Source organism: Streptomyces aureocirculatus, assembly GCF_000720475.1.
In the GTDB taxonomy this organism is placed as follows: Bacteria; Actinomycetota; Actinomycetes; order Streptomycetales; family Streptomycetaceae; genus Streptomyces; species Streptomyces aureocirculatus.
Genome location: NZ_JOAP01000019.1, coordinates 167596 through 193433, shown reverse-complemented (window position 1 = coordinate 193433; position 25838 = coordinate 167596). Strand labels below are relative to the sequence as shown.

23 protein-coding genes and 2 pseudogenes are annotated in these 25838 nt (G+C 71.1%); 4 read left to right on the top strand and 21 right to left on the bottom strand.

What is annotated here, in order from left to right; translation table 11 throughout:
• The first annotated feature begins 129 nt into the window (after positions 1-129).
• Positions 130-1032, top strand: coding sequence for a hypothetical protein (locus tag IG78_RS0118465; protein ID WP_030564526.1), 903 nt, complete (start codon positions 130-132; stop codon positions 1030-1032).
• A gap of 175 nt (positions 1033-1207) precedes the next feature.
• Here the strand turns inward: IG78_RS0118465 and IG78_RS0118460 are convergent.
• Both IG78_RS0118460 and IG78_RS0118455 read right to left on the bottom strand, forming a co-directional pair.
• A pseudogene (locus tag IG78_RS0118460) lies at positions 1208-2836 on the bottom strand (DEAD/DEAH box helicase); the annotation flags it as partial.
• A 94-nt stretch (positions 2837-2930) separates the two neighbouring features.
• The gene (locus IG78_RS0118455; RefSeq protein ID WP_030564522.1) at positions 2931-3134 is read right to left on the bottom strand and encodes a cold-shock protein; all 204 of its coding nucleotides are present in this window, start codon (positions 3132-3134) and stop codon (positions 2931-2933) included.
• Positions 3135-3419: 285 nt separating this feature from the next.
• Here IG78_RS0118455 and IG78_RS0118450 point away from each other — a divergent pair, with 285 nt between their 5' ends.
• Together IG78_RS0118450 and IG78_RS51380 are read left to right on the top strand one after the other, a co-directional pair.
• A complete protein-coding gene (locus IG78_RS0118450; RefSeq protein ID WP_037686303.1) occupies positions 3420-3911 on the top strand; it encodes a MarR family winged helix-turn-helix transcriptional regulator in 492 nt (163 codons plus the stop codon).
• Positions 3912-3923: 12 nt separating this feature from the next.
• A pseudogene (locus IG78_RS51380) lies at positions 3924-4085 on the top strand (tyrosine-protein phosphatase); the annotation flags it as partial.
• 88 nt (positions 4086-4173) lie between these two features.
• On the opposite strand, the gene IG78_RS0118445 reads toward IG78_RS51380, so the two are convergent.
• The 12 genes from IG78_RS0118445 to IG78_RS45875 all read right to left on the bottom strand — a co-directional run bounded on the left by IG78_RS0118445 (position 4174) and on the right by IG78_RS45875 (position 18510).
• Positions 4174-4935 carry a vWA domain-containing protein gene (locus IG78_RS0118445; protein WP_030564518.1) on the bottom strand — a complete coding sequence of 254 codons (762 nt, stop codon included), beginning with the start codon at positions 4933-4935 and terminating at the stop codon, positions 4174-4176.
• Positions 4936-4937: 2 nt separating this feature from the next.
• Complete coding sequence (locus IG78_RS0118440) at positions 4938-5825, bottom strand: alpha/beta fold hydrolase (RefSeq protein ID WP_225882218.1); 888 nt, start codon at positions 5823-5825, stop codon at positions 4938-4940.
• 5 nt (positions 5826-5830) lie between these two features.
• Complete coding sequence (locus IG78_RS0118435) at positions 5831-6124, bottom strand: hypothetical protein (RefSeq protein WP_157855809.1); 294 nt, start codon at positions 6122-6124, stop codon at positions 5831-5833.
• Positions 6125-6150: 26 nt separating this feature from the next.
• Complete coding sequence (locus IG78_RS0118430) at positions 6151-7251, bottom strand: hypothetical protein (RefSeq protein ID WP_030564511.1); 1101 nt, start codon at positions 7249-7251, stop codon at positions 6151-6153.
• Positions 7252-7269: 18 nt separating this feature from the next.
• Positions 7270-7497 (bottom strand): hypothetical protein, encoded by a 228-nt coding sequence (locus IG78_RS0118425; protein WP_030564509.1) that lies wholly within the window; start codon positions 7495-7497, stop codon positions 7270-7272.
• A gap of 169 nt (positions 7498-7666) precedes the next feature.
• Positions 7667-8500, bottom strand: a complete 834-nt coding sequence (locus IG78_RS0118420; protein WP_030564507.1) for a carbohydrate ABC transporter permease — start codon at positions 8498-8500, stop codon at positions 7667-7669.
• Entirely contained in the window at positions 8497-9486 is a 990-nt protein-coding gene (locus IG78_RS0118415; RefSeq protein WP_030564505.1) for a carbohydrate ABC transporter permease, read from the bottom strand. Before IG78_RS0118415 ends, IG78_RS0118420 begins: the two co-directional genes overlap by 4 nt.
• A 14-nt stretch (positions 9487-9500) precedes the next feature.
• Complete coding sequence (locus IG78_RS0118410) at positions 9501-10802, bottom strand: sugar ABC transporter substrate-binding protein (protein WP_030564503.1); 1302 nt, start codon at positions 10800-10802, stop codon at positions 9501-9503.
• A gap of 268 nt (positions 10803-11070) precedes the next feature.
• On the bottom strand, positions 11071-12531 hold the full coding sequence (locus IG78_RS0118405) for a glutamate synthase subunit beta (RefSeq protein ID WP_030564501.1): 1461 nt from the start codon (positions 12529-12531) through the stop codon (positions 11071-11073).
• Positions 12524-17035: a glutamate synthase large subunit gene (gltB, locus tag IG78_RS0118400; RefSeq protein WP_030564499.1), complete on the bottom strand. Its 4512-nt coding sequence runs from the start codon at positions 17033-17035 to the stop codon at positions 12524-12526. Before gltB ends, IG78_RS0118405 begins: the two co-directional genes overlap by 8 nt.
• Before the next feature lie 390 nt (positions 17036-17425).
• Positions 17426-18157: a VIT1/CCC1 transporter family protein gene (locus IG78_RS0118395; protein WP_030564497.1), complete on the bottom strand. Its 732-nt coding sequence runs from the start codon at positions 18155-18157 to the stop codon at positions 17426-17428.
• A 158-nt stretch (positions 18158-18315) separates the two neighbouring features.
• Positions 18316-18510 (bottom strand): hypothetical protein, encoded by a 195-nt coding sequence (locus tag IG78_RS45875; RefSeq protein ID WP_404827741.1) that lies wholly within the window; start codon positions 18508-18510, stop codon positions 18316-18318.
• Between the two features lie 66 nt (positions 18511-18576).
• On the opposite strand from IG78_RS45875, the gene IG78_RS0118385 reads away from it, so the two are divergent.
• Entirely contained in the window at positions 18577-19356 is a 780-nt protein-coding gene (locus IG78_RS0118385; RefSeq protein WP_107054936.1) for a LysR substrate-binding domain-containing protein, read from the top strand.
• Positions 19357-19606: 250 nt separating this feature from the next.
• Here the strand turns inward: IG78_RS0118385 and lgt are convergent, their stop codons facing one another.
• The 7 genes from lgt to IG78_RS0118355 all read right to left on the bottom strand — a co-directional run bounded on the left by lgt (position 19607) and on the right by IG78_RS0118355 (position 25811).
• Entirely contained in the window at positions 19607-20587 is a 981-nt protein-coding gene (gene lgt / locus IG78_RS0118380) for a prolipoprotein diacylglyceryl transferase (protein ID WP_030564493.1), read from the bottom strand.
• A gap of 104 nt (positions 20588-20691) precedes the next feature.
• The gene (locus IG78_RS0118375) at positions 20692-21471 is read right to left on the bottom strand and encodes a DsbA family protein (RefSeq protein WP_030564491.1); all 780 of its coding nucleotides are present in this window, start codon (positions 21469-21471) and stop codon (positions 20692-20694) included.
• A 63-nt stretch (positions 21472-21534) separates the two neighbouring features.
• Positions 21535-22350: a tryptophan synthase subunit alpha gene (gene trpA, locus IG78_RS0118370; RefSeq protein WP_030564489.1), complete on the bottom strand. Its 816-nt coding sequence runs from the start codon at positions 22348-22350 to the stop codon at positions 21535-21537.
• A complete protein-coding gene (gene trpB, locus IG78_RS0118365) occupies positions 22347-23633 on the bottom strand; it encodes a tryptophan synthase subunit beta (RefSeq protein WP_030564487.1) in 1287 nt (428 codons plus the stop codon). Before trpB ends, trpA begins: the two co-directional genes overlap by 4 nt.
• Positions 23634-24019: 386 nt before the next feature.
• Positions 24020-24307: a tryptophan biosynthesis modulator TrpM gene (trpM, locus tag IG78_RS52660; protein WP_404827740.1), complete on the bottom strand. Its 288-nt coding sequence runs from the start codon at positions 24305-24307 to the stop codon at positions 24020-24022.
• A 7-nt stretch (positions 24308-24314) separates the two neighbouring features.
• Entirely contained in the window at positions 24315-25124 is an 810-nt protein-coding gene (gene trpC, locus IG78_RS0118360; RefSeq protein WP_030564485.1) for an indole-3-glycerol phosphate synthase TrpC, read from the bottom strand.
• A 249-nt stretch (positions 25125-25373) separates the two neighbouring features.
• Positions 25374-25811, bottom strand: coding sequence for a DUF2752 domain-containing protein (locus IG78_RS0118355; protein ID WP_030564483.1), 438 nt, complete (start codon positions 25809-25811; stop codon positions 25374-25376).
• Positions 25812-25838: the final 27 nt, after the last annotated feature.

Here is a 25838-nt window from a genome sequence, read left to right as displayed (position 1 = left end):
CCACACACGGGCGACAAGGGGCGGTTTTCGGCCAGGGGTTCGTGTGCGGGCTGGTAACCGGTGCGCGCGACCCCCGTAGAGTGGGGACGAATTGGACTGTGCGCGCGGAGCGGCTCAGGGGGTGGCGGCGTGGCGGACGGCGGCCCCGTGGAGCACGGCTATCCCCATCTTCAGACGGTGCGCGCGGCCGTCACGGCGCTGTACCGACGGCTCTCCTACGACACCGTGCACACCTTCGACACCAGCGTGGCGCCCGCGGACGTGGCCTTCTGCGACGAGGACGACCTGTATCTGGGTGTGCAGCGGGTGGCGCGCGAGATGGTGCGTCATCTGCGGCTTCCGGATGCCCGCGTGATCGTGTCGTTCCGCGAGATGGAGCACGCGGCGTACGTCGAACTGGCCGCGGGCCCCGAGTACTTCATCGAGCTGAACGACCGCTTCCGCACCCACCGCAAAGACATCGGCGCGGCCCTGGCGCACGAGGTGATGCATGTGTATCTGCACCGCCTCGACCTGTCGTTCCCCGGCACCCGGGCCAACGAGATCCTGACCGACACGGCGACGACGTATCTGGGCGCGGGGTGGCTGCTGCTCGACGCGTACCGCGAGGACCGGGCCTCGTCGCAGAAGCTCGGCTATCTGACGCCGGAGGAGTTCGGGTACGTCCTCGCCAAGCGGGCCCTCGCGTTCGGCGAGGCGCCCGAGACCTGGTTCACCAGCCCGCAGGCGTACACGGCGTACACGAAAGGGCTCGCGCGGGCCCGTCAGGACGAGCAGCAGCCGCCCCTGACCGCGGCGGGCTGGGCGGGCAGGCGGCGGTACGCGAAGGACCGCCGCCAGGCCCAGGACCGGGGCGGGGCGGCCGGTCCGCGCCCCGGCGGCCCTTACGCCTTCTCACGCTCCGACGGCACGGGCCCGCTGCGGGTGACCTTCCCGTGCCCCACCTGCCACCAGCGGATCCGGGTCCCCGCACGGGGCCGCATCCGGGCCCGGTGCGGGCTGTGCCGGACGGTTCTGGAGTGCGACACGTGAGCGAGTCGGCTGCGGTTCGGTGGGTGCCCAAAAGGGGCGCGGGGAACTGCGCGACCCAGCCACAACGTGCCCGCAGGTACACGATGCCCGGCGCGGCACATCCAGCCGGGCGCTCAGCCGCCCCTCCCGCGCGCGGGCCGGATGAGCCGCGACGGCAGTTGGCCCGCGTCGGTCACGCAGCCGCGCTGCGCCCCCGGCCCCCGCGCCTGCCGCGCCCTCCGCGGCCCCGGGACGCGCCACCCGCGCCGGACGCGTTGCCCGCGCCGGAGGCACGGCTGCCCGGGCCCTTGCGCTGTGCGGGGACCTGGACGGGCGGCGCGATGACGACCGGCACGCCGGACGGTTCGCGCGCCCCGGTGATCGTGACCAGTTCCGCGGAGGAGGAGCGGACCGCCACCGTCTGCGGGGTGATGCCCGCGTCGGACATGAGCCGCGTCATCTCGCGCTTCTCGTCGGGCAGGACGAGCGTGACGACGCGCCCGGACTCCCCAGCCCGCGCGGTGCGCCCGCCGCGGTGCAGATAGTCCTTGTGGTCGACGGGCGGGTCCACGTTCACGACCAGGTCGAGGTCGTCGACGTGGATGCCGCGGGCGGCCACGTTGGTGGCGACGAGCGCGGTGACCTCACCGCTCTTGAACTGCTCCAGGGTGCGGTTGCGCTGCGGCTGCGAGCGCCCGCCGTGCAGCCCGGAGGCGCGCACGCCGTTGGCGAGGAGCCGCTTGGTGAAGCGGTCCACGGCCCGCTTGGTGTGCAGGAACAGGATGACGTTGCCCTCGCGGGCGGCGATGCGCAGCGCGACGGCCTTCTTGTCCGTCTCGTCGGCGACGTACAGGACGTGGTGCTCCATCGTGCTCACCGCGCCCGCGGACGGGTCGACGGAGTGCACGACGGGGTCGCTGAGGTAGCCGCGTACGAGCCGGTCGACGTTCCGGTCCAGGGTCGCGGAGAACAGCATCGTCTGGCCGCCCGGCTCCACCTGCTTGAGCAGCGCGGTGACCTGCGGCAGGAAGCCCATGTCGGCCATCTGGTCGGCCTCGTCGAGGACGGTGACGCGGACCTGGCCGAGGTGGCAGTCGCCGCGCTCGATCAGGTCCTTGAGGCGGCCCGGGGTGGCGACGAGCACCTCGACGCCGCGGCGCAGCGCGGTGGCCTGCTTGTTGATCGACATGCCGCCGACGACGGCGGTGACGCGCAGGTTCACGGACGTGGCGTACGGCGCGAGCGCGTCGGTGACCTGCTGGGCCAGCTCGCGGGTGGGGACCAGGACGAGGGCGAGGGGCTTGCCGGGCTCGGCGCGGCGGCCCGCGGTGCGCCCGAGCAGGGCGAGGCCGAAGGCGAGGGTCTTGCCGGAGCCGGTGCGGCCGCGGCCGAGCACGTCGCGGCCCGCGAGCGAGTTCGGCAGGGTCGCGGCCTGGATCGGGAACGGCGTGGTGACGCCCTGCGCGGCGAGGGTCTTCAGGAGCGCCTCGGGCATGTCGAGGTCACCGAAGGCCTCGACGGCGGGCAGCGCGGGGGTGGTGCTCTCGGGCAGCGCGAAGTCCGCGGGGGCGGTGCGTGCCGCGGGGCGGGACGTCTTGCGGCCACCGCGGCCGCCGCCGTTCACCGGCCGCTTGCCGGCATCGCCCGAGCTCTTGCCGCGGGCGGCCGAGCCGGCGGCCGCGCCGCGGGTGGCGGCACCCCCCGCCGCGCCACGGGTGGAGGAGCCCTCCGCGGAGCCTCCCGTGCCGCGCGTGGCCGAGCCTGCCGTGCGGGCATTCGTTGAGCGCCGGCGGGCGGGGCGCGCGGGACGGTCGGAGCGATTCATGGGGCAAAGCCTTCCTGGCCGGTGACAGCACACAAGCCGGGACCCGCACCGTGGAGGTGCGGGCCCCGGCTGCGAGGTTCGCGATCCGCGACAATCAGGCGGGAACGATGTTCTCGGCCTGCAGGCCCTTCTGGCCCTGGGTCACCTCGAAGGAAACCTTCTGACCCTCAAGGAGCTCACGGAAGCCCTGGGTGGCGATGTTCGAGTAGTGGGCGAAGACGTCGGGGCCGCCGCCGTCCTGCTCGATGAAGCCGAAGCCCTTTTCCGAGTTGAACCACTTCACGGTTCCGGTTGCCATATCAATCTCCTCAACAGGGGCAGATTAAGGAGAGCCACGGAATTGTGGTCCTCCCAGCGCCGCATTGACCCCCATCCGGAGAGACCGGAGTCCGGCCCTAAAGAGCCGGAAAAACAAAATAATGCGCCCTCGGAGCATCCCGGCAGGCGCACATAAAGTTCATGGGTACCAAAACTGCAACACTCAACTCTAACACGAGCCCCGTCCCCGGCAACGGGGGGCCACCAGGAACGGGACCCTCCCCCCGGCGGCCCCCCGCTGCCGGGGCCGGACCCCTCACCCGGTGTGCTCCGTGGCCCGCCCCGGCAGCGCCAGGACCAGGAGCCGGAGCGCGTCGGCGTGATGGCTCGCCTGGCCGCGGCGGGCCGGGCCAACAGCGCGGTCACCGTGATGTTCCATTCGGCCGTCGCCGCCCGGCAGGGCCTGAACGCCACCGAGAGCAAGACGCTCGACCTGCTGCTGCGCAAGGGCCCGCTCACCGCCAAGGACCTGGCCGCCGAGACCGGTCTCGCGCCCGCGTCCGTGACCGGCCTCGTGGACCGCCTGGAGACCAAGGGCTACGCACGCCGGGTGAAGCACCCCACGGACAAGCGGCGCGTCCTCGTCGAGATCCGCATGGAGAAGATGTCGGGCATGACGGAGGTCTTCGCGGACTGGGCGCGCGAGGTGGAGGAGCTCTGCGCGGACTTCACGACCCCGGAGCTGGAGACGGTCATCCGCTTCCTGGACGGCGCGGCGGAGCGGCAGCGCCGGGCGGCGGCCCGGCTCTCCCGGTAGCACCGGCCCCTCATTCCCTCCCTCTTCACGCGGACGCGCCACGAACCGCGCGCGGTTCGCCGCGCCGCTGCGCGACATCGCGGCGGGCGGGGCGGCCGGGCGGCTCCGTACCACCGCACGGCGGGCAAGGACCGTACCGGCTGGACCACGTACGTCCTGCTGAGCGCCGTGGGCATGCCCGCGCGCACCGCCGTGGACGGCTACTTGGCCTCCGGCACTTTCCGTGCCGCGTACGACACGAAGGCGGACGCGGGGGCGCTGCTCACGCTGCGCCGGGCGGGGGTGGGCCAGACGTGGCGGGCGGGCCGACGATGCCGCGCTCGCGCGCGGCGGCCAGCCACTGCGGGAACTCGCCGACCAGGCGGTCGTACAGCTCGTCGTCCGACAGTACGAAGGGGTCCTTACCGGCGTGGAAGAACCCGGCGTTGTCGACGACGCGCCGGTCGGGGACGGAGAGCTCGTCCAGCCTGCGCAGATAGTCGAACTGCTTGCTCGCCGGGTTGCCGAAGCCGATGAACTGCCAGAACAGCGGCAGTTTCGCCGCTTTGCACAGGTACCGCTCGGCGGCGGCTCTGCTGAGCGGGCCGCCGTCGGTCTGGAAGACGACGAGGGCGGGCGCGGAGCTGCCGCTGTCGAGGTAGTGGTCGATGACGGCGTCCATCGCCAGGTGGTAACTGGTCTGCCCCATGTGGCCGAGACCGGCGACGATCTCCTCGATCCGGCCGTGGTGGCGGGCCAGTTCGACGTCGGCGACCGCGTCCACGTCCGTGGAGAAGAAGACGGCCGGTACGACACCGTCGTCGTCGAAGTGCGCGGCCAGACCGAGCACGCGGTCGGCGAGCGCCTGCACGCTGCCGTCCTGGTAGTAGGGCCGCATGGAACCGGAGTGGTCGACGACGAGATACACGGCGGCACGCTCCCCCGCAAGCCCGTGCGCCCGCACCCGCCGCCCCGCCGCCTTGTACAGACTGACCAGCCGCGGAGCCACGGCCTGCACCTTCTCCAGACTGATACCACCGCCCACCGTCAGCCGCCGAGAAAGTCGAGGACGAGCCGCTGGAACTCCGCCGCCCGCTCCGCGTACGCCAGATGCCCGCAGCGCGGGAACACGTGCAGCCTGGCGTCGGGCATGGCCTTGAGCGCGACGAAGGCACCGTCGACGGGATTGACCCGGTCCTCGCGGCCCCAGGTCAGGAGCGTGGGGGCGGTGACCCGGTGGGCCTCGCGCCACAGCATGCCCGCTTCCGGCCACTTGGCGAAGGCGGCTCCGATGCGCCGGGCGCCGATCCTGGCCTCGGGGTCGATGGCCTGCGCGTACCGCTCCTCGACGAGTTCGTCGGTGACGAGGGCGGGGTCGTGCACGAGGGAGGTGAGGAAGCCGCGCAGGTGCGCGCGGGTCGGCTCGGCCGCGAGGTTGACGTCGACGAGCCGTTTGACGCCCTCTGTCGGCTCGGCGGTGAACAGGTTCAGGGCGAGGCCCGCGGGCGCCGTCAGGACCAGTTGGTCGACGAGGTCCGGGTGGTCGAGCGCCATCCGTACGCAGACGCCGCCGCCCAGGGACGCACCCGCGAAGTGCGCCTTCCCGATGCCGAGTTCACCCAGGAGCGCGGCCACGGCGTCCGCGCTGAAGGCGAAGAAGTCCTTGTCCAACTCGGGCTTGTCGGACCGGCCGAAGCCCAACTGGTCGACGAGGAGCACCCGGAAGTGCGGTGCGAAGGCGGCCAGCGAAGGGCCGAACGCCGACCAGGCGGTGGCGCCGGGCCCACCGCCGTGCAGCATCACGAGGACCGGCGCGCCGGGATCGGCCGGGCCCCCCTCGTGAAAGTGCAGGACGAGACCACCGGCCCGGCGGGTGCGTGAGGTGTTCTCGTACGTGTACGGAGACGGACCCCGCCCGTCACTGATGATCGTCACCCTGCTCATGCTACGCACAGCCGGACGAAGAAAAAGCCCGTCCGGCGCTTGAGGACGAGCGCGCAGCGCAACAAGACCCCAACCCCCACGCACAGCCGGACGAAGAAAAAGCCCGTCCGGCGCTTGAGGACGAGCGCGCAGCGCAACAAGACCCCAACCCCCACGCACAGCCGGACGAAGAACAAGCCCGTCCGGCGCTTGAGGACGAGCGCGCAGCGCAACAAGACCCCAACCCCCACGCACAGCCGGACGAAGAACCAGCCCGTCCGGCGCTTGAGGACGAGCGCGCAGCGCGACAAGACCCCGGCCCCGGCGGGGGGCACGGCTACACGGGGCGGTCGGTGAACGAGGGCAGCGCGAAGACCCTGACCTTCGCGGGGTCGGACATGAGCTCCACAAGCGGCAGCACCAGCTCCCAGAGGTCCCGTCTGCCGACCTCGCGCACGAGCGCGTCGAGCTCCGCGTCGGTCAGCTCCGCGGCCCGGTCCGCCACGACCTTGCGGGAGTCCTCGGGCAACACCTCGACCAGGGGCAGGAACTCCGCCCACAGACCGGTGGCGACGACGGCGGGCACCACCCCGCCGAGGACGCCGGCGTCCCGCAGCGACGGCAGCCCGGCCACCGTGCGCAGCTCCGCCTCGCCGAGCAGCGCGACCAGCGGCAGCAGTGACTCCCAGAGTTCCTGCTCGGCCACGGTCGTCACGAGCGGGTCGAGCAGTTCGGGCGGCTGCGCCGCGGCCAGGGCCGCGATCCGCGCGCGCTGCGCCCCCGTCACCATCCCGGCCACGGCGAGCGCCTCGGGCCAAAGGCCGTCCGCCGCGGCGGTCGCGATGACCGCCGCGAGCCGCTCCTCGCCCATGAGTTCGACGATCTGGCCGAGCCGTTCGGGGAGGTCGATCAGGAAGCCGGTGCGCAGCACCACGGGGTCGGCGACCTGCGGCAGGATGCGCCGCAGCGCACTGTCGCGGAGGTGGCCGACGAAGCGTCCCATCGTGATGTGGTCCTCGCGTTCGGCGAGGGCGACGGCGATGCGGACGACCAGGTTCTCGTCGAGGCGGTCGACGATGCCGCTGATCCGCCGGGGGTCGAGGTGGGCGCACGACTCGGCGGTGAAGGGCACGGGCAGTTTCTCGATGATGTCGGCGGCGCGGGCCGGTTCGAGGCGGCCCGCGACGGCGGCGGCGAGGCGGGGGCCGAGGGCCTTCTGGGAGATCGCGGCGGCCACCCCGGCGGGCACGAGTTTCGTGGCGGACGCGATCCGGTCCAGCATCTCCGGCGACCGGTCGTACAGCGCCGCCACACAGTCGCCGCGGAAACGGCGTACGTCGTCGGCGGGCAGTTCCCGCAGGAACGCGAGGCAGCCCGGGTCCACGTCGAGGAGACGGGCGGTCTTCAGGACCTCGGCCCTGGCGCGCAGCTTGTCCATGCCGTCCTCGCCCCCGGCCTAGCGGAAGAGGATCCGGCGCACCGGACCCCGGGCCAGTGCGGGCACCAGCTTCAGGGCCTCTTCGGCCGTCTGGTTCAGGCCTGAGGCCCTGCTCTCGCGCTCCGTGCGCAGCGCGCCCGCGAGCAGCGCGAGCCGCTCGGGCGCGAGGCGGGCGAAGGACTCCGGGGGCCGGGTCCCCAGCTCCGTCTTCAGTGTCTCCAGTGCTTCGGTCGCTTCGGTGCTCACAGGACCTCCCGAGGTGCGCTGGGCTTGGAGGTCCCGAGAGTGGAGCGTAATTGACTAATAGTCAATAGCGGCGGCGGGGCACGGCCGGGGCAACGCGAAGGGGGGCGGGGACAGGTGCGTGGCACCCTGCCCCCGCCCCCCTTCGGCGGATGTCAGCCCTCGCCGGGCGTCAGCCCTTGACGGCTCCCGCCGCGAGGCCCGAGCCGAGCCTGCGGTGGACGAGCACGAAGAAGATCATGACGGGCACCGTCACCAGTGTGGAGCTGGCCATGACGGGGCCCCAGGACGTGGTGTTCTCCCCGAAGAACTGGAAGATGCCCACGGCCGCCGTGTACTTCTCGTCGCCCTTCATGAAGGTGTACGCGAAGACGAACTCGTTCCACGCCGTGATGAAGGCGAAGATCGAGGTGGCCACGAGGCCCGGCGCGACCAGCGGCAGGAGCACCGACCAGAACATCCGGAACCAGGAGGCCCCGTCGATGTACGCGGCTTCCTCGATCTCCTTGGGCACGGCCGCGACGAAGCCGCGCAGGGTCCAGATCGCGAACGGCAGCGAAAGGGCGATGTAGACGATCGACAGGCCGAGCAGCGAGTTGAGCATCTCGTAGTCCCGCATCTGGATGAACAGCGGGATGACCAGGGCTTCGAGGGGCACCATCTGCACGATCAGAACCATGATCAGCACGGAGGTGCGGAACTTGAACTTGAAGCGGGCCACCGCGATCGCCGCGAACAGCGAGAGCAGCGCGGCCGCCAGGATCGTGGCGATGCCGACGATCGCCGAGTTCAGCAGGTACTGACCGAAGTTGCCGCGGTCGAAGACGAAGTCGAAGTGCTCGAAGCTGACGCCGCTCGGCAGCAGGTCCGAGCCGCGTGTCAACGCCTTCGGGTCGAAGGCCGTGGAGACCATCCAGTAGACCGGGAAGAGCGTGAAGACGAGCAGCGACGCCACGGCGAGCGGCAGGCCGATGCGTGAGGCGAGCGTGGTGCGGCGGGCTGTCACAGGTCCTCCCCCTGCCGGAACAGTGTGCGGACGTAGACGACGGTGATGAGGAGGAGGAGCAGGGTGAGCAGGACGGCCGCCGCCGAACCCGCGCCGTAGTCGTTCTTGGCGAACGCCTCGATGTAGGAGTACACGCCGAGGTTGTAGACGTCGGGATTGGAGCCGCTGCCTCCGGGCATCAGGAAGACCTGCGTGAAGACCTTGAAGTCCCAGATGGTGGAGAGGATGGTCACGACGAGGAACACCGGCTTGATGGTCGGCACGGTGATCTTCCAGAACCGCTGCCAGGCGTTGGCGCCGTCGATCTCCCCGGCCTCGTACAGCTCCTTGGGGATCGTCAGGAGCCCCGCGAGGACGGTGATCGCCACGAACGGGAAGCCGTGGTGCACGACGTTGAGGGTGGCGATGCCGTAGAACGGCAGGCGGTCGGTGAACCAGTTGGTGGTCTCGGCGTCGATCAGGCCCATGGAGTCGGCCATCTGGCTGACCATGCCGTCCTCCGGCGAGAACAGCCAGATCCAGACATAGGTCCCGGTGACCGCGGGCATCGCCCAGGCGGCCAGGATCGACACGGAGCAGATCAGCTTCCAGGTCGGGCCGAGCCGGTTGAGCAGCAGTGCCACGGCCGTGCCGAGCGCCACGGTCAGGCCGACACAGGCGAGCGCGAAGAACACCGTGTTGGGCAGGACCGTCTTCCACAACAGTTCGCTGCTGAGCAGGTCCCTGTAGTGGTCGAAGCCCGTCCAGGTACTCTCACCGCCGCCGAACTTGACCTTGTAGTCCTGCAGCGACAGCTTGCCGACCTGGATCAGCGGCCACAGCAGCAGACCCGTGAGCACGATCAGCGAGGGCGCGAGCAGGATCCAGGGGCGGGTGAGGGTGACCATCTTCTTGCGACGGCGTGCGGCCTCACCGTTGTCGATCGGGTGCGGGCGGAGGTCCGAAGAACCGGAGGATCCGGCCTTCGAACCGTCGCCGACGAGCATCTCTTTCACGGTGGTTACTTGTCCTTGGCGAAGATCGCGTCCATGTCCTTGGCCGCCTTGTCAGCGGCCTCCTTCACGGACGACTTGCCGGTGAGGATCGACTGCACCATCCCCGGGATGACCTGCGAGGCCTGGATCTCGCCGTACGCCTTGGTCTTCGGCACCGTGGCGCCGGCCTCGATCATCTGCTTGGCGAACGGCTCGACCAGCGGGTCCTTCTGGCCCTCGATCTTCTTCAGCTCGGAGTTCTGACCGGGGAAGTAGTTGGTCTGCTTGGCCCACTTCGCGGCGAAGTCACCCGTGGTCATGAGCTTGATCAGCTCCCAGGAGAGGTCCTTGTTGTCCGTGTTGAACGCGGACAGATAGGAGCCGCCGACGAAGGACTTGCTCATCCCGCCGTTCTGGCCCGGGACCGGCACGACGCCCAGCTTGCCCTTGAGCTTCGGGTTCGCCTCCACGATGGCCTTCGGCGTCCAGTTGCCGCCGACCGACATGGCGATCTGGCCCTTGTTCCAGGCGTCGCCGACCTCCTTCTCGGTCCAGGTGTTCACCTTGGCCGGGGAGACCTTGTCCTTGGTGGCGAGGCCCGTGTAGTACTCCAGGCCCTTGATGGACTCGGGCGAGTTGATGCCGGACTTCCACGAGTCGCCCTGCTGGGTGGCGAGTTCACCGCCGCCGCCCCAGACGAAGGCGGTCGCGAACATCTCCGCGCCGCCCGCCACCGGGAACGGGATCATGCCCGGCTCCTTGCCCTTCAGCGTCTTCGCCGTGGCCTGGAGCTCCTTCCAGGTCGTCGGCGGCTTCAGGTCGTGCTTCTCGAAGATGTCCTTGCGGTAGACGATGGAGCGCACGCCCGCGTACCACGGCATGCCGTACTGCTTGCCGTCCAGGGTGCCCGCGTCCTTCAGGCCCTCGACGAGGTCGTCGGCGAGACCCGACTCCTTCACGTCGTCCGTGACGTCGACGAGCGCTTCCGTCTCCGCGAACTGCGGCACCCAGGTCGTGCCGACCTCCGCCACGTCCGGGACCTGGTCCTCGCCGCCCTCGATGGCCGTCGTGAACTTCTTCTGGGCGGTGGCCCACTGCTGGTACTCGACCTTGATCTTGGCACCGGTCTTCTTCTCGAAGGCGGCGCCGACCTCCTTGAAGAAGGGCCGGGGGTCGGGGTTGGTGCCCTCCATGATCCACACGGTGAGCGTCTTGCCCTTGCCGTCGGCCTTGTCGCCGCTGCCGCCGTCGCCGTCATCGCCGCACGCGGTTGCGGTCAGACCGAGCGTCAAGGCGATACAACCCGCCGCGATGACACGTCGCTTCATGCCGGCCCCCTTCAGGTTCATTTGGTGGAAGCGATTCTGGTCACACAGAGTGTGGGCGGTCTAGACCCTTTCGGCGAAGCGGCCGAACCGTAATCACCGTTGCGCGGTGCGCTACGCCGTGCAACTGCCGTTGCGTCGCTCGCAATGGTGTGTTAACCCCCCGGGCACCGAAAAACGCGACGCCCACCCAGTGTCCGGTCGGGGACAAGGCAGGCGTCGCGCCAGTTCCGTACGCCGTTGTACGGGACGTATGAAGGGGCCGTACGGGCTACACCGTAAGCGACCTGTCGGTCGGGCGAATGGGCGAGGGAAGATCACTCGCACCGGTGAGGAAACGGTCCACGCCCCTGGCCGCGGAGCGGCCCTCGGCGATGGCCCACACGATGAGCGACTGACCGCGGCCCGCGTCACCGGCCACGAAGACACCGGGAACGTTTGTCTGGAAATCGCCGTCACGGGCGACGTTGCCGCGCGCGTCCAGGTCGAGCCCGAACTGGTCCACCAGACCGTTCTCACGGTCCGTGCCGGTGAAGCCCATCGCGAGGGTCACCAACTGGGCGGGGATGCGCCGCTCGGTGCCCGGCTTCGGGGTGAGCCTGCCGTCCACGAACTCGACCTCGACCAGGTGCAGGAACTGCACGTTCCCGTCCTCGTCACCTTCGAAGTGGGTGGTCGAGACGGAGTAGACCCGCTCGCCGCCCTCCTCGTGGGCCGAGGTGACCTTGTAGAGCATGGGGAACGTCGGCCAGGGCTGGCCGGGGGCCCGCTCCTCGCCGGGGCGGGGCATGATCTCCAGTTGGGTGACGGAGGCCGCGCCCTGCCGGTGCGCCGTGCCGACGCAGTCCGCGCCGGTGTCGCCGCCGCCGATGACGACGACGTGCTTGCCCTCGGCGGAGACGGGCGTGGTGACGTAGTCGCCCTCCTGCACCTTGTTGGCGAGCGGCAGGTACTCCATGGCCTGGTAGACGCCCTTGAGCTCACGGCCGGGGACGGGCAGGTCACGGGCGGTGGTGGCACCGGCGGCGATGACCACGGCGTCGTAGCGCTTGCGCAGCTTCGCGGCGTCGATGTCGCGGCCGATCTCCACGCCGGTGCGGAACTTGGTGCCCTCCGCGCGCATCTGCTCGATGCGGCGGTTGATGTGCCGCTTCTCCATCTTGAACTCGGGGATGCCGTAGCGCAGCAGGCCGCCGATGCGGTCGGCGCGCTCGTACACGGCGACGGTGTGCCCGGCCCGGGTGAGCTGCTGGGCGGCGGCGAGGCCCGCCGGGCCCGAGCCGATCACGGCGACCGTCTTGCCGGAGAGCCGCTCGGGCGCCTGCGGCGCCACGTCACCGGTCTCCCAGGCCTTGTCGATGATGGAGACTTCGACGTTCTTGATGGTGACCGCGGGCTGGTTGATGCCGAGGACGCACGCCGCCTCGCAGGGCGCGGGGCACAGCCGGCCGGTGAACTCCGGGAAGTTGTTGGTGGCGTGCAGGCGCTCCTGCGCCGCCGACCAGTCCTCGCGGTAGGCGTAGTCGTTCCACTCGGGGATGAGGTTCCCCAGCGGACAGCCGTTGTGGCAGAACGGGATGCCGCAGTCCATGCAGCGCGAGGCCTGCTTGGAGATGATCGGAAGCAGCGATCCCGGGACGTAGACCTCGTTCCAGTCCTGGACGCGCTCCCCCACCGGGCGGGTCTTGGCGACCTCGCGGCCGTGGTTCAAAAAGCCCTTGGGATCAGCCATTGGTCGCCGCCTCCATCATCTTCTCGGTGATCTCGGTCTCGGAGAGACCGGCTCGCTCGGCGGCGTCCTTGGCGGCGAGCACTGCCTTGTACGTACGGGGGATGATCCTGCTGAAGCGGGCCGCGGAGGCGTCCCAGTCCACGAGCAGCTTCTCGGCGACGGTGGAGCCCGTCTCCTCCTGGTGGCGGCGCACGACGTCGTGCAGCCACTGCTTGTCGGTGTCGTCCAGGGGCTCGACGGCCGCCACGTTCCCGGCGTTGACGTTGTCGCGGTCCAGGTCGATGACGTACGCGACGCCGCCCGACATGCCGGCCGCGAAGTTGCGCCCCGTCTCGCCGAGGACGACCGCGTGGCCACCGGTCATGTACTCGCAGCCGTGGTCGCCCACGCCCTCGGACACCACGAGGGCGCCGGAGTTGCGTACGCAGAACCGCTCGCCGGTGCGGCCGCGCAGGAACAGCTCGCCGCCGGTCGCGCCGTAGGCGATGGTGTTGCCCGCGATGGTGGAGTACTCGGCGAGGTGGTCGGCGCCGCGGTCGGGGCGTACGACGATCCGGCCGCCGGAGAGGCCCTTGCCGACGTAGTCGTTGGCGTCGCCCTCCAGGCGCAGCGTCACACCGCGCGGCACGAACGCGCCGAAGGACTGGCCCGCGGAGCCGGTGAAGGTGATGTCGATGGTGTCGTCGGGCAGGCCCGCGCCGCCGAACTTCTTCGTCACCTCGTGGCCGAGCATGGTGCCGACCGTGCGGTTGATGTTGCGGATGGCGACCTGGGCGCGGACCACCTGGGCGTCCTGGAGACAGTCCGCGGCGAGCGCGTCGGCGGCCAGCTTGATCAGCTCGTTGTCGAGGGCCTTCTCCAGGCCGTGGTCCTGGGCGACGACCTGGTGGCGCACGGCGCCGCCGGGCAGGTCGGGGACGTGGAACAGGGGTTCCAGGTTGAGGCCCTGCGCCTTCCAGTGGTCGACGGCCCGCTCGGTGTCGAGGAGTTCGGCGTGGCCGACGGCCTCCTCGATGGAGCGGAAGCCGAGCTCGGCGAGGAGCTCGCGGACCTCCTCGGCGATGAACTCGAAGAAGTTCACGATGTACTCGGCCTTGCCGCTGAAGCGCTCGCGCAGCGTGGGGTTCTGCGTGGCGATGCCGACCGGGCAGGTGTCCAGGTGGCAGACGCGCATCATGACGCAGCCGGACACGACGAGCGGCGCGGTCGCGAAGCCGAACTCCTCGGCGCCGAGCAGCGCGGCGATGACCACGTCACGGCCGGTCTTGAGCTGGCCGTCGGTCTGTACGACGATGCGGTCGCGCAGGCCGTTGAGGAGCAGGGTCTGCTGGGTCTCGGCGAGGCCGAGCTCCCAGGGGCCGCCCGCGTGCTTGAGCGAGGTCAGCGGGGAGGCGCCGGTGCCGCCGTCGTGGCCGGAGATGAGGACCACGTCCGCGTGCGCCTTGGAGACACCCGCGGCGACCGTGCCGACGCCGACCTCGGAGACCAGCTTCACGTGGATGCGGGCCTGCGGGTTGGCGTTCTTCAGGTCGTGGATGAGCTGGGCGAGGTCCTCGATGGAGTAGATGTCGTGGTGCGGGGGCGGCGAGATCAGGCCGACGCCCGGGGTGGAGTGCCGGGTCTTGGCGACCCACGGGTAGACCTTGTGGCCGGGGAGCTGGCCGCCCTCGCCGGGCTTGGCGCCCTGGGCCATCTTGATCTGGATGTCGTCCGCGTTGACCAGGTACTCGGAGGTGACGCCGAAGCGGCCGGACGCGACCTGCTTGATGCTGGAGCGCCGCGCCGGGTCGTAGAGCCGGTCGGCGTCCTCGCCGCCCTCACCGGTGTTGGACTTGCCGCCCAACTGGTTCATGGCGATGGCGAGGGTCTCGTGCGCCTCCTTGGAGATGGAGCCGTACGACATGGCGCCGGTGGAGAAGCGCTTGACGATCTCGGAGGCGGGCTCGACCTCGTCGATGGAGATCGGCTCCCGGCCCTCCTTGAAGCCGAACAGGCCGCGCAGGGTCATCAGGCGTTCGGACTGCTCGTTCACGCGGCCCGTGTACTGCTTGAAGATGTCGTAGCGGCGGGTGCGCGTGGAGTGCTGGAGGCGGAAGACCGTGTCGGGGTCGAACAGGTGCGGCTCGCCCTCGCGGCGCCACTGGTACTCGCCCCCTATGTCGAGGGCGCGGTGCGCCGAGGGAACACCGGAGACGGGGTAGGCCTTGGCGTGCCGGGCGGCGACCTCCGCGGCGATGACGTCGATGCCGACGCCGCCGATCTTGGAGGTGGTGCCGTTGAAGTACTTCTCGACGAAGGACTCCTCAAGGCCGACGGCCTCGAAGACCTGGGCGCCGCGGTAGGAGGCGACGGTGGAGATGCCCATCTTGGACATCACCTTCAGCACGCCCTTGCCGAGGGCCTTGATGAGGTTGCGGATCGCCGTCTCGGCGCCGCCGTCGGTGGCTTCGAGGAACGTGCCCGCGCGGACCAGGTCCTCGACGGACTCCATGGCCAGGTACGGGTTGACGGCGGCGGCGCCGAACCCGATGAGCAGTGCGACGTGGTGCACCTCGCGCACGTCGCCCGCCTCCACGAGCAGGCCGACCTGGGTGCGCTGCTTGGTGCGGATGAGGTGGTGGTGGACGGCCGAGGTGAGAAGGAGCGAGGGGATGGGGGCGTGCTCGGCGTCGGAGTGCCGGTCGGAGAGCACGATCAGGCGGGCACCGGCCTCGATGGCGGCGTCGGCCTCGACGCACATCTCCTCGATGCGGGCGGCGAGGGCGTCGCCGCCGCCGCTCACCCGGTAGAGGCCGGAGAGGGTCGCGGCCTTCATGCCCGGCATGTCGCCGTCGGCGTTGATGTGGATGAGCTTGGCCAGCTCATCGTTGTCGATCACCGGGAAGGGCAGGGTGACGGACCGGCAGGACGCGGCCGTCGGCTCCAGGAGGTTGCCCTGCGGGCCGAGGGTGGAGTGCAGCGAGGTGACGAGTTCCTCGCGGATGGCGTCGAGCGGCGGGTTGGTGACCTGCGCGAAGAGCTGCGTGAAGTAGTCGAAGATCAGCCGCGGGCGGTCGGAGAGCGCGGCGATCGGCGTGTCCGTGCCCATCGAGCCGATCGGCTCCGCGCCCGCCTTGGCCATCGGCGCGAGCAGGATGCGCAGCTCCTCCTCGGTGTAGCCGAAGGTCTGCTGGCGGCGCGTGACGGAGGCGTGCGTGTGCACGATGTGCTCGCGCTCGGGCAGGTCGGAGAGCTCGATGCCGCCGGCCTCCAGCCACTCCTGGTACGGCTTCTCGGCGGCGAGGCCCGCCTTGATCTCGTCGTCCTCGACGATGCGGTGCTCGGCGGTGTCGACGAGGAACATCCGGCCGGGCTGCAGGCGGCCCTTGCGGACGACCTTGGCGGGGTCGATGTCGAGGACGCCGACCTCGGAGCCGAGGACGACAAGGCCGTCGTCGGTGACCCAGTAGCGGCCTGGGCGCAGGCCGTTGCGGTCGAGGACCGCGCCGACCTGGGTGCCGTCGGTGAAGGTGACGCAGGCCGGGCCGTCCCAGGGCTCCATCATCGTGGAGTGGTACTGGTAGAAGGCGCGGCGGGCGGGGTCCATGGAGCCGTGGTTCTCCCACGCCTCCGGGATCATCATCAGGACCGAGTGCGGCAGCGTGCGCCCGCCGAGGTGAAGGAGTTCCAGGACCTCGTCGAAGGACGCGGAGTCGGAGGCGTCCGGCGTACAGACGGGGAAGATCCGCTCCAGGTTGCCGTCGCCGAACAGGTCGGAGGCCAACTGCGACTCACGGGCGCGCATCCAGTTGCGGTTGCCCTTGACGGTGTTGATCTCGCCGTTGTGCGCCACGAAGCGGTACGGGTGCGCGAGCGGCCAGCTCGGGAAGGTGTTCGTGGAGAAGCGCGAGTGGACGAGCGCGATGGCCGTGGCGAAGCGGCGGTCGGACAGGTCGGGGAAGAAGGGTTCGAGCTGGCCGGTGGTCAGCATGCCCTTGTAGACGATGGTGCGGGCCGAGAGCGACGGGAAGTAGGTGGCCGCCTCGCGCTCGGCGCGCTTGCGCAGCACGAACGCCTTGCGGTCCAGGTCGAGCCCGCTCGTGCCGTTGGACACGAACAACTGCCGGAAGACCGGCATCGTCGAGCGGGCGGTGACGCCGAGCAGTGTCGGGGCGACCGGCACCTCGCGCCAGCCGAGCACCGTCAGGCCCTCTTCGGCGGCGATCGTCTCGATCCGCGAGACGGCTTCGTCGGGGCTGGTGGTCGGCAGGAAGGCGATGCCCACGGCGTACTCGCCCGGGGCGGGCAGCGCGAATCCGGCGGCCTCGCGCAGGAACGCGTCCGGGACCTGGAGCAGGATGCCGGCGCCGTCGCCGGAGTCGGGCTCGGAACCGGTGGCCCCGCGGTGTTCGAGATTGCGCAGTACGGTCAGCGCCTGCTCGACGAGCTCATGGCTCGCCTCACCGGTGAGGGTGGCCACGAACCCGACACCGCAGGCGTCGTGTTCGTTCCTGGGGTCGTACATCCCCTGGGGGGCGGGGCGACCGTCCATGGGCGACCAGGCGTCGGAACGCATCGGCACTCCCGTCGTCGTGATGGGGGCAACCTCCCGGGCGAAAAGGGGCTCCGGGGGCGCGAGCGGCGATAGGGACGACGTTGGCCCTGGCTAAATTTCGTGCAGGTTACATGATGGACCGCTTCTCGAAAAGCGGATACTTCATTCCAGCATGTGGACAGAGCGCTCCGGGGTGGCGAGCGGAGAAAAGGGGCTCCGGCGGACAGATCGGTGACCGCGGGCCCGGAGCGCCACAGGCCTCATTGCCCGCAGCGCTTACGGCTCATGCCCAGCCATCAAGGAATCGAAACCGCACGGTAACGACTACTTATGCAGGATCCTGCATACACCTGCGGCCGCCTATCCTACGGCCGTCCCGAACAGACTGCCCAGGGCGTACGTCACACCCGCCGCGACACCGCCCAGAGCCAACTGCCGCAGGCCGCTGAACCACCAGGACCGCGCGGTCACCCTGGCTACCACCGCACCGCACGCGAAGAGCCCGACCAGGGCGAGCAGCACCGCGGGCCACAGGGCGTCGGCGCCGAGCAGATACGGCAGTACGGGCAGCAGCGCGCCAAGGGCGAAGGCGCCGAAGGAGGACACGGCGGCGACCAGCGGCGAGGGCAGGTCGCCCGGGTCGATGCCGAGTTCCTCGCGGGCGTGTATCTCCAGGGCCTGCTCCGGGTCCCTGGACAACTGCCGGGCGACCTCGCGGGCGAGATCGGCCTCGACGCCGCGCGACTCGTAGAGCGCCGCGAGCTCCCGCTCCTCGTCCTTGGGGTGCTTGCGCAGTTGCCCGCGCTCCACGTCCAGCTCCGCCTCGACCAGCTCGCGCTGCGAGGCGACGGAGGTGTACTCGCCCGCCGCCATGGAGAAGGCACCGGCCGCGAGGCCCGAGAGGCCGGTGATGACGATGGTCTGCTGCGAGACGGATCCGCCCGCGACACCGGTCATCAGCGCGAGGTTGGACACCAGGCCGTCCATGGCGCCGAACACGGCGGGGCGCAGCCAGCCACCGTTGACGTCACGGTGGGTGTGGTTGTCGCGGTGCGCCTCGTGCAGTGTCGCTTCGGTCTCGATGATGGCCATGGCGGACCCGTGCTCCTTCCTCGCGTGGACGGGGACACGTGGCGCGCCCTCGTACCCCGCGCAACACGGACAGGGCCCCCTCGGGCCCCGTCTCCTCCCCCTGAACAACATCGAAAGTACGCGCGAAAAATCCCGCCCGCCAGCAAGGAAGGCCGTACTTACCTGCGAAAACACGCCGCCGGAGTGATGTCGAGCGGGGTGACGGCCGGTACAGCGCGGACCACCGCCAACCCGCCGACCCGGGTCGTGATGCCCGCCGGCCCGCGTCGGGCGGTGCTGTTGGCGTTGGCGACGTCCTCGTCGACACCGATCGCCGGCGCGAACATCCGCGCCGCACCCGGTCGGTCGCCCACCGGCGGTGCGTACACGAAACAGCCGAGGAGCCCGTACCGCCGGCACGCCCCTGTCAGCCTGCCGGGGTGGGGGCGGACTCGGAGCAGCGCGACGTACTCGCGGAGGCGGTGGCGTGGGCGGCACGCAGCCTCCCGGCTCGGCCGCCAGCGCCCGTCCTCGCGGGCCTGCTGCTGAAGGCCGAGGACGACACCGCCCGGCGGGCGGGGGCCGGTGAGCTGGGCACGCTTCGCATCGGATACAGCCTCAGCACCGGGGCCGAGACGGCTCCGGCCCTGGTGGACAAGCTGATTCGCAGCAGTCCCGGACTTGAGGTCGGCGCGGTCCCGATGGCGACGCCGGAGATCTCCCCCGCGGTCGCCGACGGCCGCATCGACGCCGGGATCACCCGCGGTGAACAGTTGGGCCGTGGCGTGCGCCGGTACCTGCTGCGGCGTGCGCGGATCGGCGTCCAATTGGCGCAGCACCATCCGCTGGCCGAACACCCGGAGATCGAGATCGCCGCCGCGGCCGCGTATCCGCTGCGGCTCCCCGACCGTGCGGCCAACCCCGTGATCCACGACCAGTTCGCCGCACTGTTCCGCGATACCCGGCCACATCCCCGCTTCCACCCGCCCGCGGTCTCTTTCGACATGTCACAGCGCGACCTGCGCGACGGGCTCACCCTCGCCCCGGCCGGCGAGGCCGCCGCCGCGGCACCACCGCCCGGCATCACCTGGCGACCGCTGCACGGCGCACCCAGCCTGTCGATCCACCTGGTCCTTCCGCGCGAACAGTCGCCACTGCACCGCCGCGTCCGTACCCTCGCCAAAACCCTGGCGCACGAGCTGCACTGGCTGTCGGACTGACCCTGCCGGCCGGCCACTTCGTGGACAGAGCGGTGGTGAGGGAGGCAAGCGGCACCCTACGTCTCGCGGACCGGCCCCGCCGACGCAGCCACGCTCGGCATACCGGCCCGCACAGCGGACGTCGCCGCTCCCCCGCACAGCCCGCCGCAGGCGAACCCGCCTCGGCCCTCCCCGCACAGCCCGCCGCAGGCGAATCCCGCCGGGACGGCGGGCCACCCCGGCGAACCGTCCCGGCGGTGCCGGGCTGCGCTCAGGCCTTCTCGGCGGCCGACTCCGCGGTCCCCTTGGACTTCGAGTCGGCCTCGACAGAGCCGGAGCCGGAGTCGGAGTCGGTGGAGCCGGAGCCGGAGTCGGCGGCGTCCGAGGGCTCGCTCTCGTCGGCCTTCGCGCCGTCGCCGCCCAGGGCCCCGGGGCCAGGGGAAGGCTCCACGACCTCCTCGCGCCCCGGCCGCGTACGCGCCGACACCACGAGGTAGACGAAGGCGAGCACGAAGACGGCGAGAGCGGTCCAGTTGTTGAGGCGCAGGCCGAGGAACTCATGGGCGTCGTCGACGCGCATGTACTCGATCCAGAAGCGGCCCATGCAGTACGAGGCGACGTAGAGGGCGAAAGCACGGCCGTGGCCGAGCTTGTAGCGGCGGTCGGCCCAGATGACCAGGACGGCGACGCCGATGCACCACAGCGACTCGTACAGGAAGGTCGGGTGGTAGGTGCCGGGCACCCGCCCGTCCTCCGCGGACGTGATCTTCAGGGCCCACGGCAGGTCCGTCCCCCTGCCGTACAGCTCCTGGTTGAACCAGTTGCCCCAGCGGCCGATCGCCTGGGCGACGGCGATGCCGGGCGCGAGGGCGTCGGCCCACGCGGGCAGCGGGATCCCGCGCCGGCGGCAGCCGATCCAGGCGCCGACCGCGCCGAAGGCGATCGCGCCCCAGATGCCGAGCCCGCCCTCCCAGATCTTGAAGGCGTCCACCCAGTCACGGCCGTCGCTGAAGTAGAGCTGATAGTCCGTGATCACGTGGTAGAGGCGGCCGCCGACGAGCCCGAAGGGCACCGCCCACACGGAGATGTCCGCCACGGTGCCTGGTCGGCCGCCGCGGGCGATCCATCGCTTGTTGCCGAGCCACACGGCAACGAAGACGCCGATGATGATGCAGAACGCGTAGCCGCGCAGCGGGATGGGGCCGAGGTCGACCACTCCGCGGGACGGGCTGGGGATGTAGGCAAATTCCATGGCAGGGTCGACGCTACCGTGCCGGGCGGGGGCGACGGCAGCCAGCCCGGCAACGGGTCAGTAACGGGACCGGGCGGCCGGGCGCCGCCCGTCCCCGCGTCGGGCTACTGGTTGGCCTTCTCCACCCGGTCCTTCAGCTTCTGGGGCGTCAGCGGGTTCTTCTGGTCGCTGAAGATGTCCTTGCCGTCGAGCAGGACCGTGGGCGTGCCGCGCAGCTTCGCCTTCTGGAAGGCCTCGTTGGACTTGCCGACCCAACTGTCGTGGCTGCCGTCGTTCACACACTTCTTGAACGTGTCCGTCACCAGTCCTTCGACCTTCCCTGCGAGGTCGAGGAGCTTGTCGTTGTCCCCGAAGGCGTCGTCCGGCTCCGGGGGCTGGTTCTTGAACAGCTCGTCGTGGTACGGAGCGAACTTGCCGGCGTCCTGGGCGCAGGCGGCGGCGTTGGCGGCGCGCAGGGAGCCGCTGCCGCCCATGTTCCCGTCGATGAGGGTCGCCAGGTGATACTCCACCTTCAGCTTGCCCTGGGTGGTCAGCTCGTTGATCGTCGAGCGGTACATGTCCTCGAACTGCTTGCAGGCCGGGCAGCGGAAGTCCTCCCAGACCGTGAGCCGGGACTTGGCGCTGTCCTTGCCGAGAGGGATGGAAAGTCCGCCGTCGCCGCTGGCCCCCTTGGGCACGACGACCGGGCCCGAGGTGTCCTTCTTCTTGTCGTCGCCGGAGTTCGCCGCGAGCAGGCCGACGACCGCGGCCAGGGCGAGCACCCCGACGACGGTCACGCTCACCAGGAGCACCCGGCGCCGCTTGTCGCGCGCCTTCTGCCGCTCTCGCTCTTCCGCCATCCGCTCGCGGGCCGTTCGCTTGCCTTCTCGGTTCATCTCGCTCACACCCGGGCAAACGAACCGGGGAGGCCCCAGCGTGCCTCCCCGGCTCAAGGCCACCCTTAAGGATTACGCGTGTCCGCGCACTCCTTCGGCGAGTTCACTCGCGAGCGCCCGGACCGCGGCGACGCCCGCCGCCTCGTCGGCGGCGTCGAGCATCCGCTGGACGAACGCGGAACCCACGATGACGCCGTCGGCGAAGCCCGCGACCTCGGCGGCCTGGCGGGCGTCGGAGACCCCGAGGCCGACGCAGACCGGCAGGTCCGTGGTGGCGCGGGTGCGCTCGACCAGGTTCTGCGCCTGGGCGCCCACGGACGCGCGGGTGCCGGTGACCCCCATCAGCGAGGCCGCGTACACGAACCCGGAACCGGCCGCGGTGATCGTCGCGAGCCGTTCGTCCTTGCTGCTCGGGGCGACCACGAAGACCGTGGCGAGGTCGTGCTTGGCGGCGTGCTCGCGCCACCGGGCCGACTCCTGGACCGGCAGGTCGGGCAGAATGCAGCCGGCGCCGCCCGCCTCGGCGAGTTCGGCGGTGAACCGCTCGACGCCGTAGCGGTCGATGGGGTTCCAGTACGTCATGACGAGGACGGGCTTGCCGGTGGCCTCGTGCGCGGCACGCACCGTCCGCATCACGTCCGCGATCTTGACGCCGCCGCGCAGGGCGATGTCGTCGGCGGTCTGGATGACGGGCCCGTCCAGGACGGGGTCACTGTGCGGCAGGCCGACCTCGACCACGTCCGCGCCGCCGTCGAAGGCCGCCTTGATCGCCTCGATGCCGCCGTCCACGGTGGGGAAGCCCGCGGGCAGATAGGCGATGAGGGCGGACCTGCCCTCGGCCTTCGCGGCGGCCAGGGTCCGGTCCAACAGCTCGATGTTGCCGCTCACTTGGCGTCCCCCTCGATCTCGGCACTCTCGCCCGCGGCGTCCGCGGCGACGGTGGCGTCGGTGTCGTACAGGTTGAAGTAGCGGGCGGCGGTGTCCATGTCCTTGTCGCCGCGCCCCGACAGATTGACGACGAGCAGACCGTCCTTGCCGAGCTCCCGGCCGATCTCCAGGGCGCCCGCGAGGGCGTGCGCGCTCTCGATCGCCGGGATGATGCCCTCGGTACGGGAGAGCAGGCGCAGGGCCCGCATCGCGGCGTCGTCGGTGACCGCGCGGTACTCGCCGCGGCCGCTGTCCTTGAGGAAGGCGTGCTCGGGGCCGATGCCGGGGTAGTCCAGGCCCGCGGAGATCGAGTACGGCTCGGTGATCTGGCCTTCCTCGTCCTGGAGCACGTAGCTGCGCGAGCCGTGCAGGATGCCGGGCTCGCCCGCGGTGAGGGTGGCCGCGTGCTCACCGGTCTCGATGCCGTGTCCCGCGGGCTCACAGCCGATGAGGCGTACGCCGGTGTCCGGGATGAAGGCGTGGAAGAGGCCGATGGCGTTGGAGCCGCCGCCGACGCAGGCGACGGCGGCGTCGGGCAGCCGTCCGGCGCGCTCCAGGATCTGCCGCCTCGCCTCCACGCCGATGACGCGGTGGAAGTCGCGGACCATGGCGGGGAAGGGGTGCGGGCCCGCGACGGTCCCGAAGAGGTAGTGCGTCCTGTCCACATTGGCGACCCAGTCGCGGAACGCCTCGTTGATGGCGTCCTTCAGGGTGCGGCTGCCGGACTTCACGGCGATGACCTCGGCGCCGAGCATCCGCATGCGGGCCACGTTCAGGGCCTGGCGCTCGGTGTCGATCTCGCCCATGTAGATGGTGCAGTCCAGGCCGAACAGCGCGCAGGCGGTGGCCGTGGCGACGCCGTGCTGGCCCGCGCCCGTCTCGGCGATGACCCGGGTCTTGCCCATCCGCTTTGTGAGCAGGGCCTGCCCGAGAACATTGTTGATCTTGTGTGACCCGGTGTGGTTGAGGTCCTCGCGCTTGAGGAACACGCGGGCGCCGCCTGCGTGTTCGGCGAACCTGGGCACCTCGGTGAGGGCGCTCGGGCGGCCCGTGTAGTTCACAAGGAGGTCGTCGAGTTCGCGGGCGAACTCCGGGTCGGACTTCGCCTTGTCGAACTCGACGGCGACCTCGTCGACGGCGGCGACGAGGGCCTCCGGGATGAACTTGCCGCCGAACGCGCCGAAGTAGCCTTCGGCGCTCGGGGTGCGACCCTCCGGGTCGGGGATGAAGTACTCGCTGGGCATGTGGAACCTCACGTGGAGTGGGGTGGGCTGTGGTCACCGTCTGCGCGGGGGCCTTGCCGGCCGGGGGTAGGGGGCGACTGCCCCGCCGCTGCGCGGCGGATTGCTCCCACCCACCCACCCGTGACTCTCCGCCCCAGGTGCGGGTACGGAAGCCGGGGCACCGCCCCGTCCAGGGTGCGGGACTCCCGCCCAACCGGGGACCCAGGAGGCAGGCCCTCGTACTTGGGTACGGGACTCCCACCCGCCCGGGGGTCCAGGGGGCGGAGCCCCCGGTTTCGGGAAGGGGTGGGCTCGGGGAAGTTTGATCCGCCGCGACGGCGAGCAACCCGGACGACGGGGTCCGGCGGTGCCGAAGTGGCCCCAGACCTCAGGGCCCCCGCAGGGGCCTAGGCGTGTCGTCGGCGCAGGCGAAGGCGAAGGCGCGCGTCACGCGGGCGCCATCGCATGCCGTTCACCTGCCCGGGCTCGTCCCCGATGACATACCGCACCCGACGCCCGTACACCCGCCGAGCAGGCGCCCTGCACCCCCGAGGACGGCACCCGCGCGCCAGCCGCGCGTACGGGTCACGGACCCCGGCGGCGGGCACCGGCGCCGCCGCCGACCGCACGCACGCGCGCCCGCCGTCCGGGCGTGAGCCCGGGCGGACGGCGACGGCGCGGCGGTCGGAACGCATCGGCGGATCAGCCCCGCCCGTGCCGCAGCGCGGGGTGCGCCCCGGCGGCGACGAGGTCGGACACGGCGGACCTCGGGTTGCCGCCGGTGACGAGGGACTCGCCCACGAGCACGGCGTCGGCCCCGGCGTTGGCGTAGGCGATGAGGTCGTGCGGCCCGCGCACCCCGGACTCGGCGATCTTGACGACGGAGTCGGGCAGCTCGGGCGCGACCCGCTCGAAGGTGGCGCGGTCGACCTTGAGCGTCTTCAGATCGCGGGCGTTGACGCCGACGACCTTCGCCCCGGCGTCCACGGCGCGCTCGGCCTCGTCCTCGTCGTGGACCTCCACGATCGGGGTGAGGCCGATGGACTCGGCGCGCTCGATCAGCGACTCCAGGGCCGCCTGGTCGAGGGCGGCGACGATCAGCAGGGCGAGGTCGGCGCCGTACGCGCGGGCCTCCCACAGTTGGTACGAGGTGACGATGAAGTCCTTGCGGAGCACCGGGACGTCGACCTTGGCGCGGACGGCCTCCAGGTCGGCGAGCGAACCGCCGAAGCGGCGCTCCTCGGTGAGCACGGAGATGGCGGCGGCGCCGCCCGCCTCGTAGTCGGCGGCGAGGCCCGCGGGGTCGGCGATCGCGGCGAGCGCGCCCTTGGACGGGCTGGAGCGCTTCACCTCGCAGATGACCTTGACGCCGTCGCCGCGCAGCGCGGCCACGCCGTCCTTGGCGGCGGGAGCCTTCGCCGCGCGCTCCTTGAGCTCGTCGAGGCTGACGCGCGCCTGTCGCTGTGCGAGGTCGGCACGGACTCCGTCGATGATCTCGTTGAGCACACTCACGCGAGCGGCCCCCTTCCAGGACGGTTGAACCTACGTTCAAGCACTGCAGCGGTACTCGGCCCGCCCTCGGCGGGCGACCCCATGGTCACTGCGATGGTATCCGCAGCGGGGCGAAGGACCCGCATCCGGTTGACACGGGTCCCACCACCTGGACATTTGCCAGACGCCCGGCGGAGTGCTAGGGCCCGTCCGGCACGTCGGACAGGCCCCTGCGGGACCTGGAGGGCTCAGGGGTCCTAGGGGGGCGGCCTAGGGGTGCAGCCAGGCGCCGAAGGGCAGGTTCCGTACGAGGGTGAACAGGGCGAGGACGGCACCGACGCCCCACAGTTGCGCCCGGCCGAGCCGGAGCCCCACCGGGCGTCCGCGCGCCGCGGCGGCCGCCCACAGGACCCACACCACCGCCAGGACGCCGAAGCCGGCGACGGCCACCGCGTTGGCGCCGAGCGCCGCGGGCAGGTCGCCGTGGGCGAGGGCGTGGGCGCCGCGCAGGCCGCCGCAGCCGGGGCAGTACAGGCCCGTGTAGTACAGAAGCGGGCAGGCGGGGTAGTGGCCCGGTTCGTTCGGGTCGACGGCGGCGACGTACGCGAAGGCCGCGGCGACCGAGCCGAGCACGGCGAGCGGCACTCCCAGGCGCCGGAGCGCACCGTCCGCGCCCGGGGGCGCGGCGGTCTCCGGATCTGTGTTCACCCGGACATTGTCTCCCGCACGGCACCG

Coding starts and splice junctions, on each gene's coding strand:
- IG78_RS0118455 (WP_030564522.1), bottom strand. CDS start 3,134: ATGGCAACCGGAACCGTGAAGTGGTTCAACTCGGAAAAGGGCTTCGGC.
- IG78_RS0118430 (WP_030564511.1), bottom strand. CDS start 7,251: ATGGACAAGCTGCGCGCCAGGGCCGAGGTCCTGAAGACCGCCCGTCTC.
- IG78_RS0118415 (WP_030564505.1), bottom strand. CDS start 9,486: ATGCTCGTCGGCGACGGTTCGAAGGCCGGATCCTCCGGTTCTTCGGAC.
- IG78_RS0118410 (WP_030564503.1), bottom strand. CDS start 10,802: ATGAAGCGACGTGTCATCGCGGCGGGTTGTATCGCCTTGACGCTCGGT.
- IG78_RS0118405 (WP_030564501.1), bottom strand. CDS start 12,531: ATGGCTGATCCCAAGGGCTTTTTGAACCACGGCCGCGAGGTCGCCAAG.
- gltB (WP_030564499.1), bottom strand. CDS start 17,035: ATGTACGACCCCAGGAACGAACACGACGCCTGCGGTGTCGGGTTCGTG.
- IG78_RS0118395 (WP_030564497.1), bottom strand. CDS start 18,157: ATGGCCATCATCGAGACCGAAGCGACACTGCACGAGGCGCACCGCGAC.
- lgt (WP_030564493.1), bottom strand. CDS start 20,587: ATGGAATTTGCCTACATCCCCAGCCCGTCCCGCGGAGTGGTCGACCTC.
- trpB (WP_030564487.1), bottom strand. CDS start 23,633: ATGCCCAGCGAGTACTTCATCCCCGACCCGGAGGGTCGCACCCCGAGC.
- trpM (WP_404827740.1), bottom strand. CDS start 24,307: ATGCGTTCCGACCGCCGCGCCGTCGCCGTCCGCCCGGGCTCACGCCCG.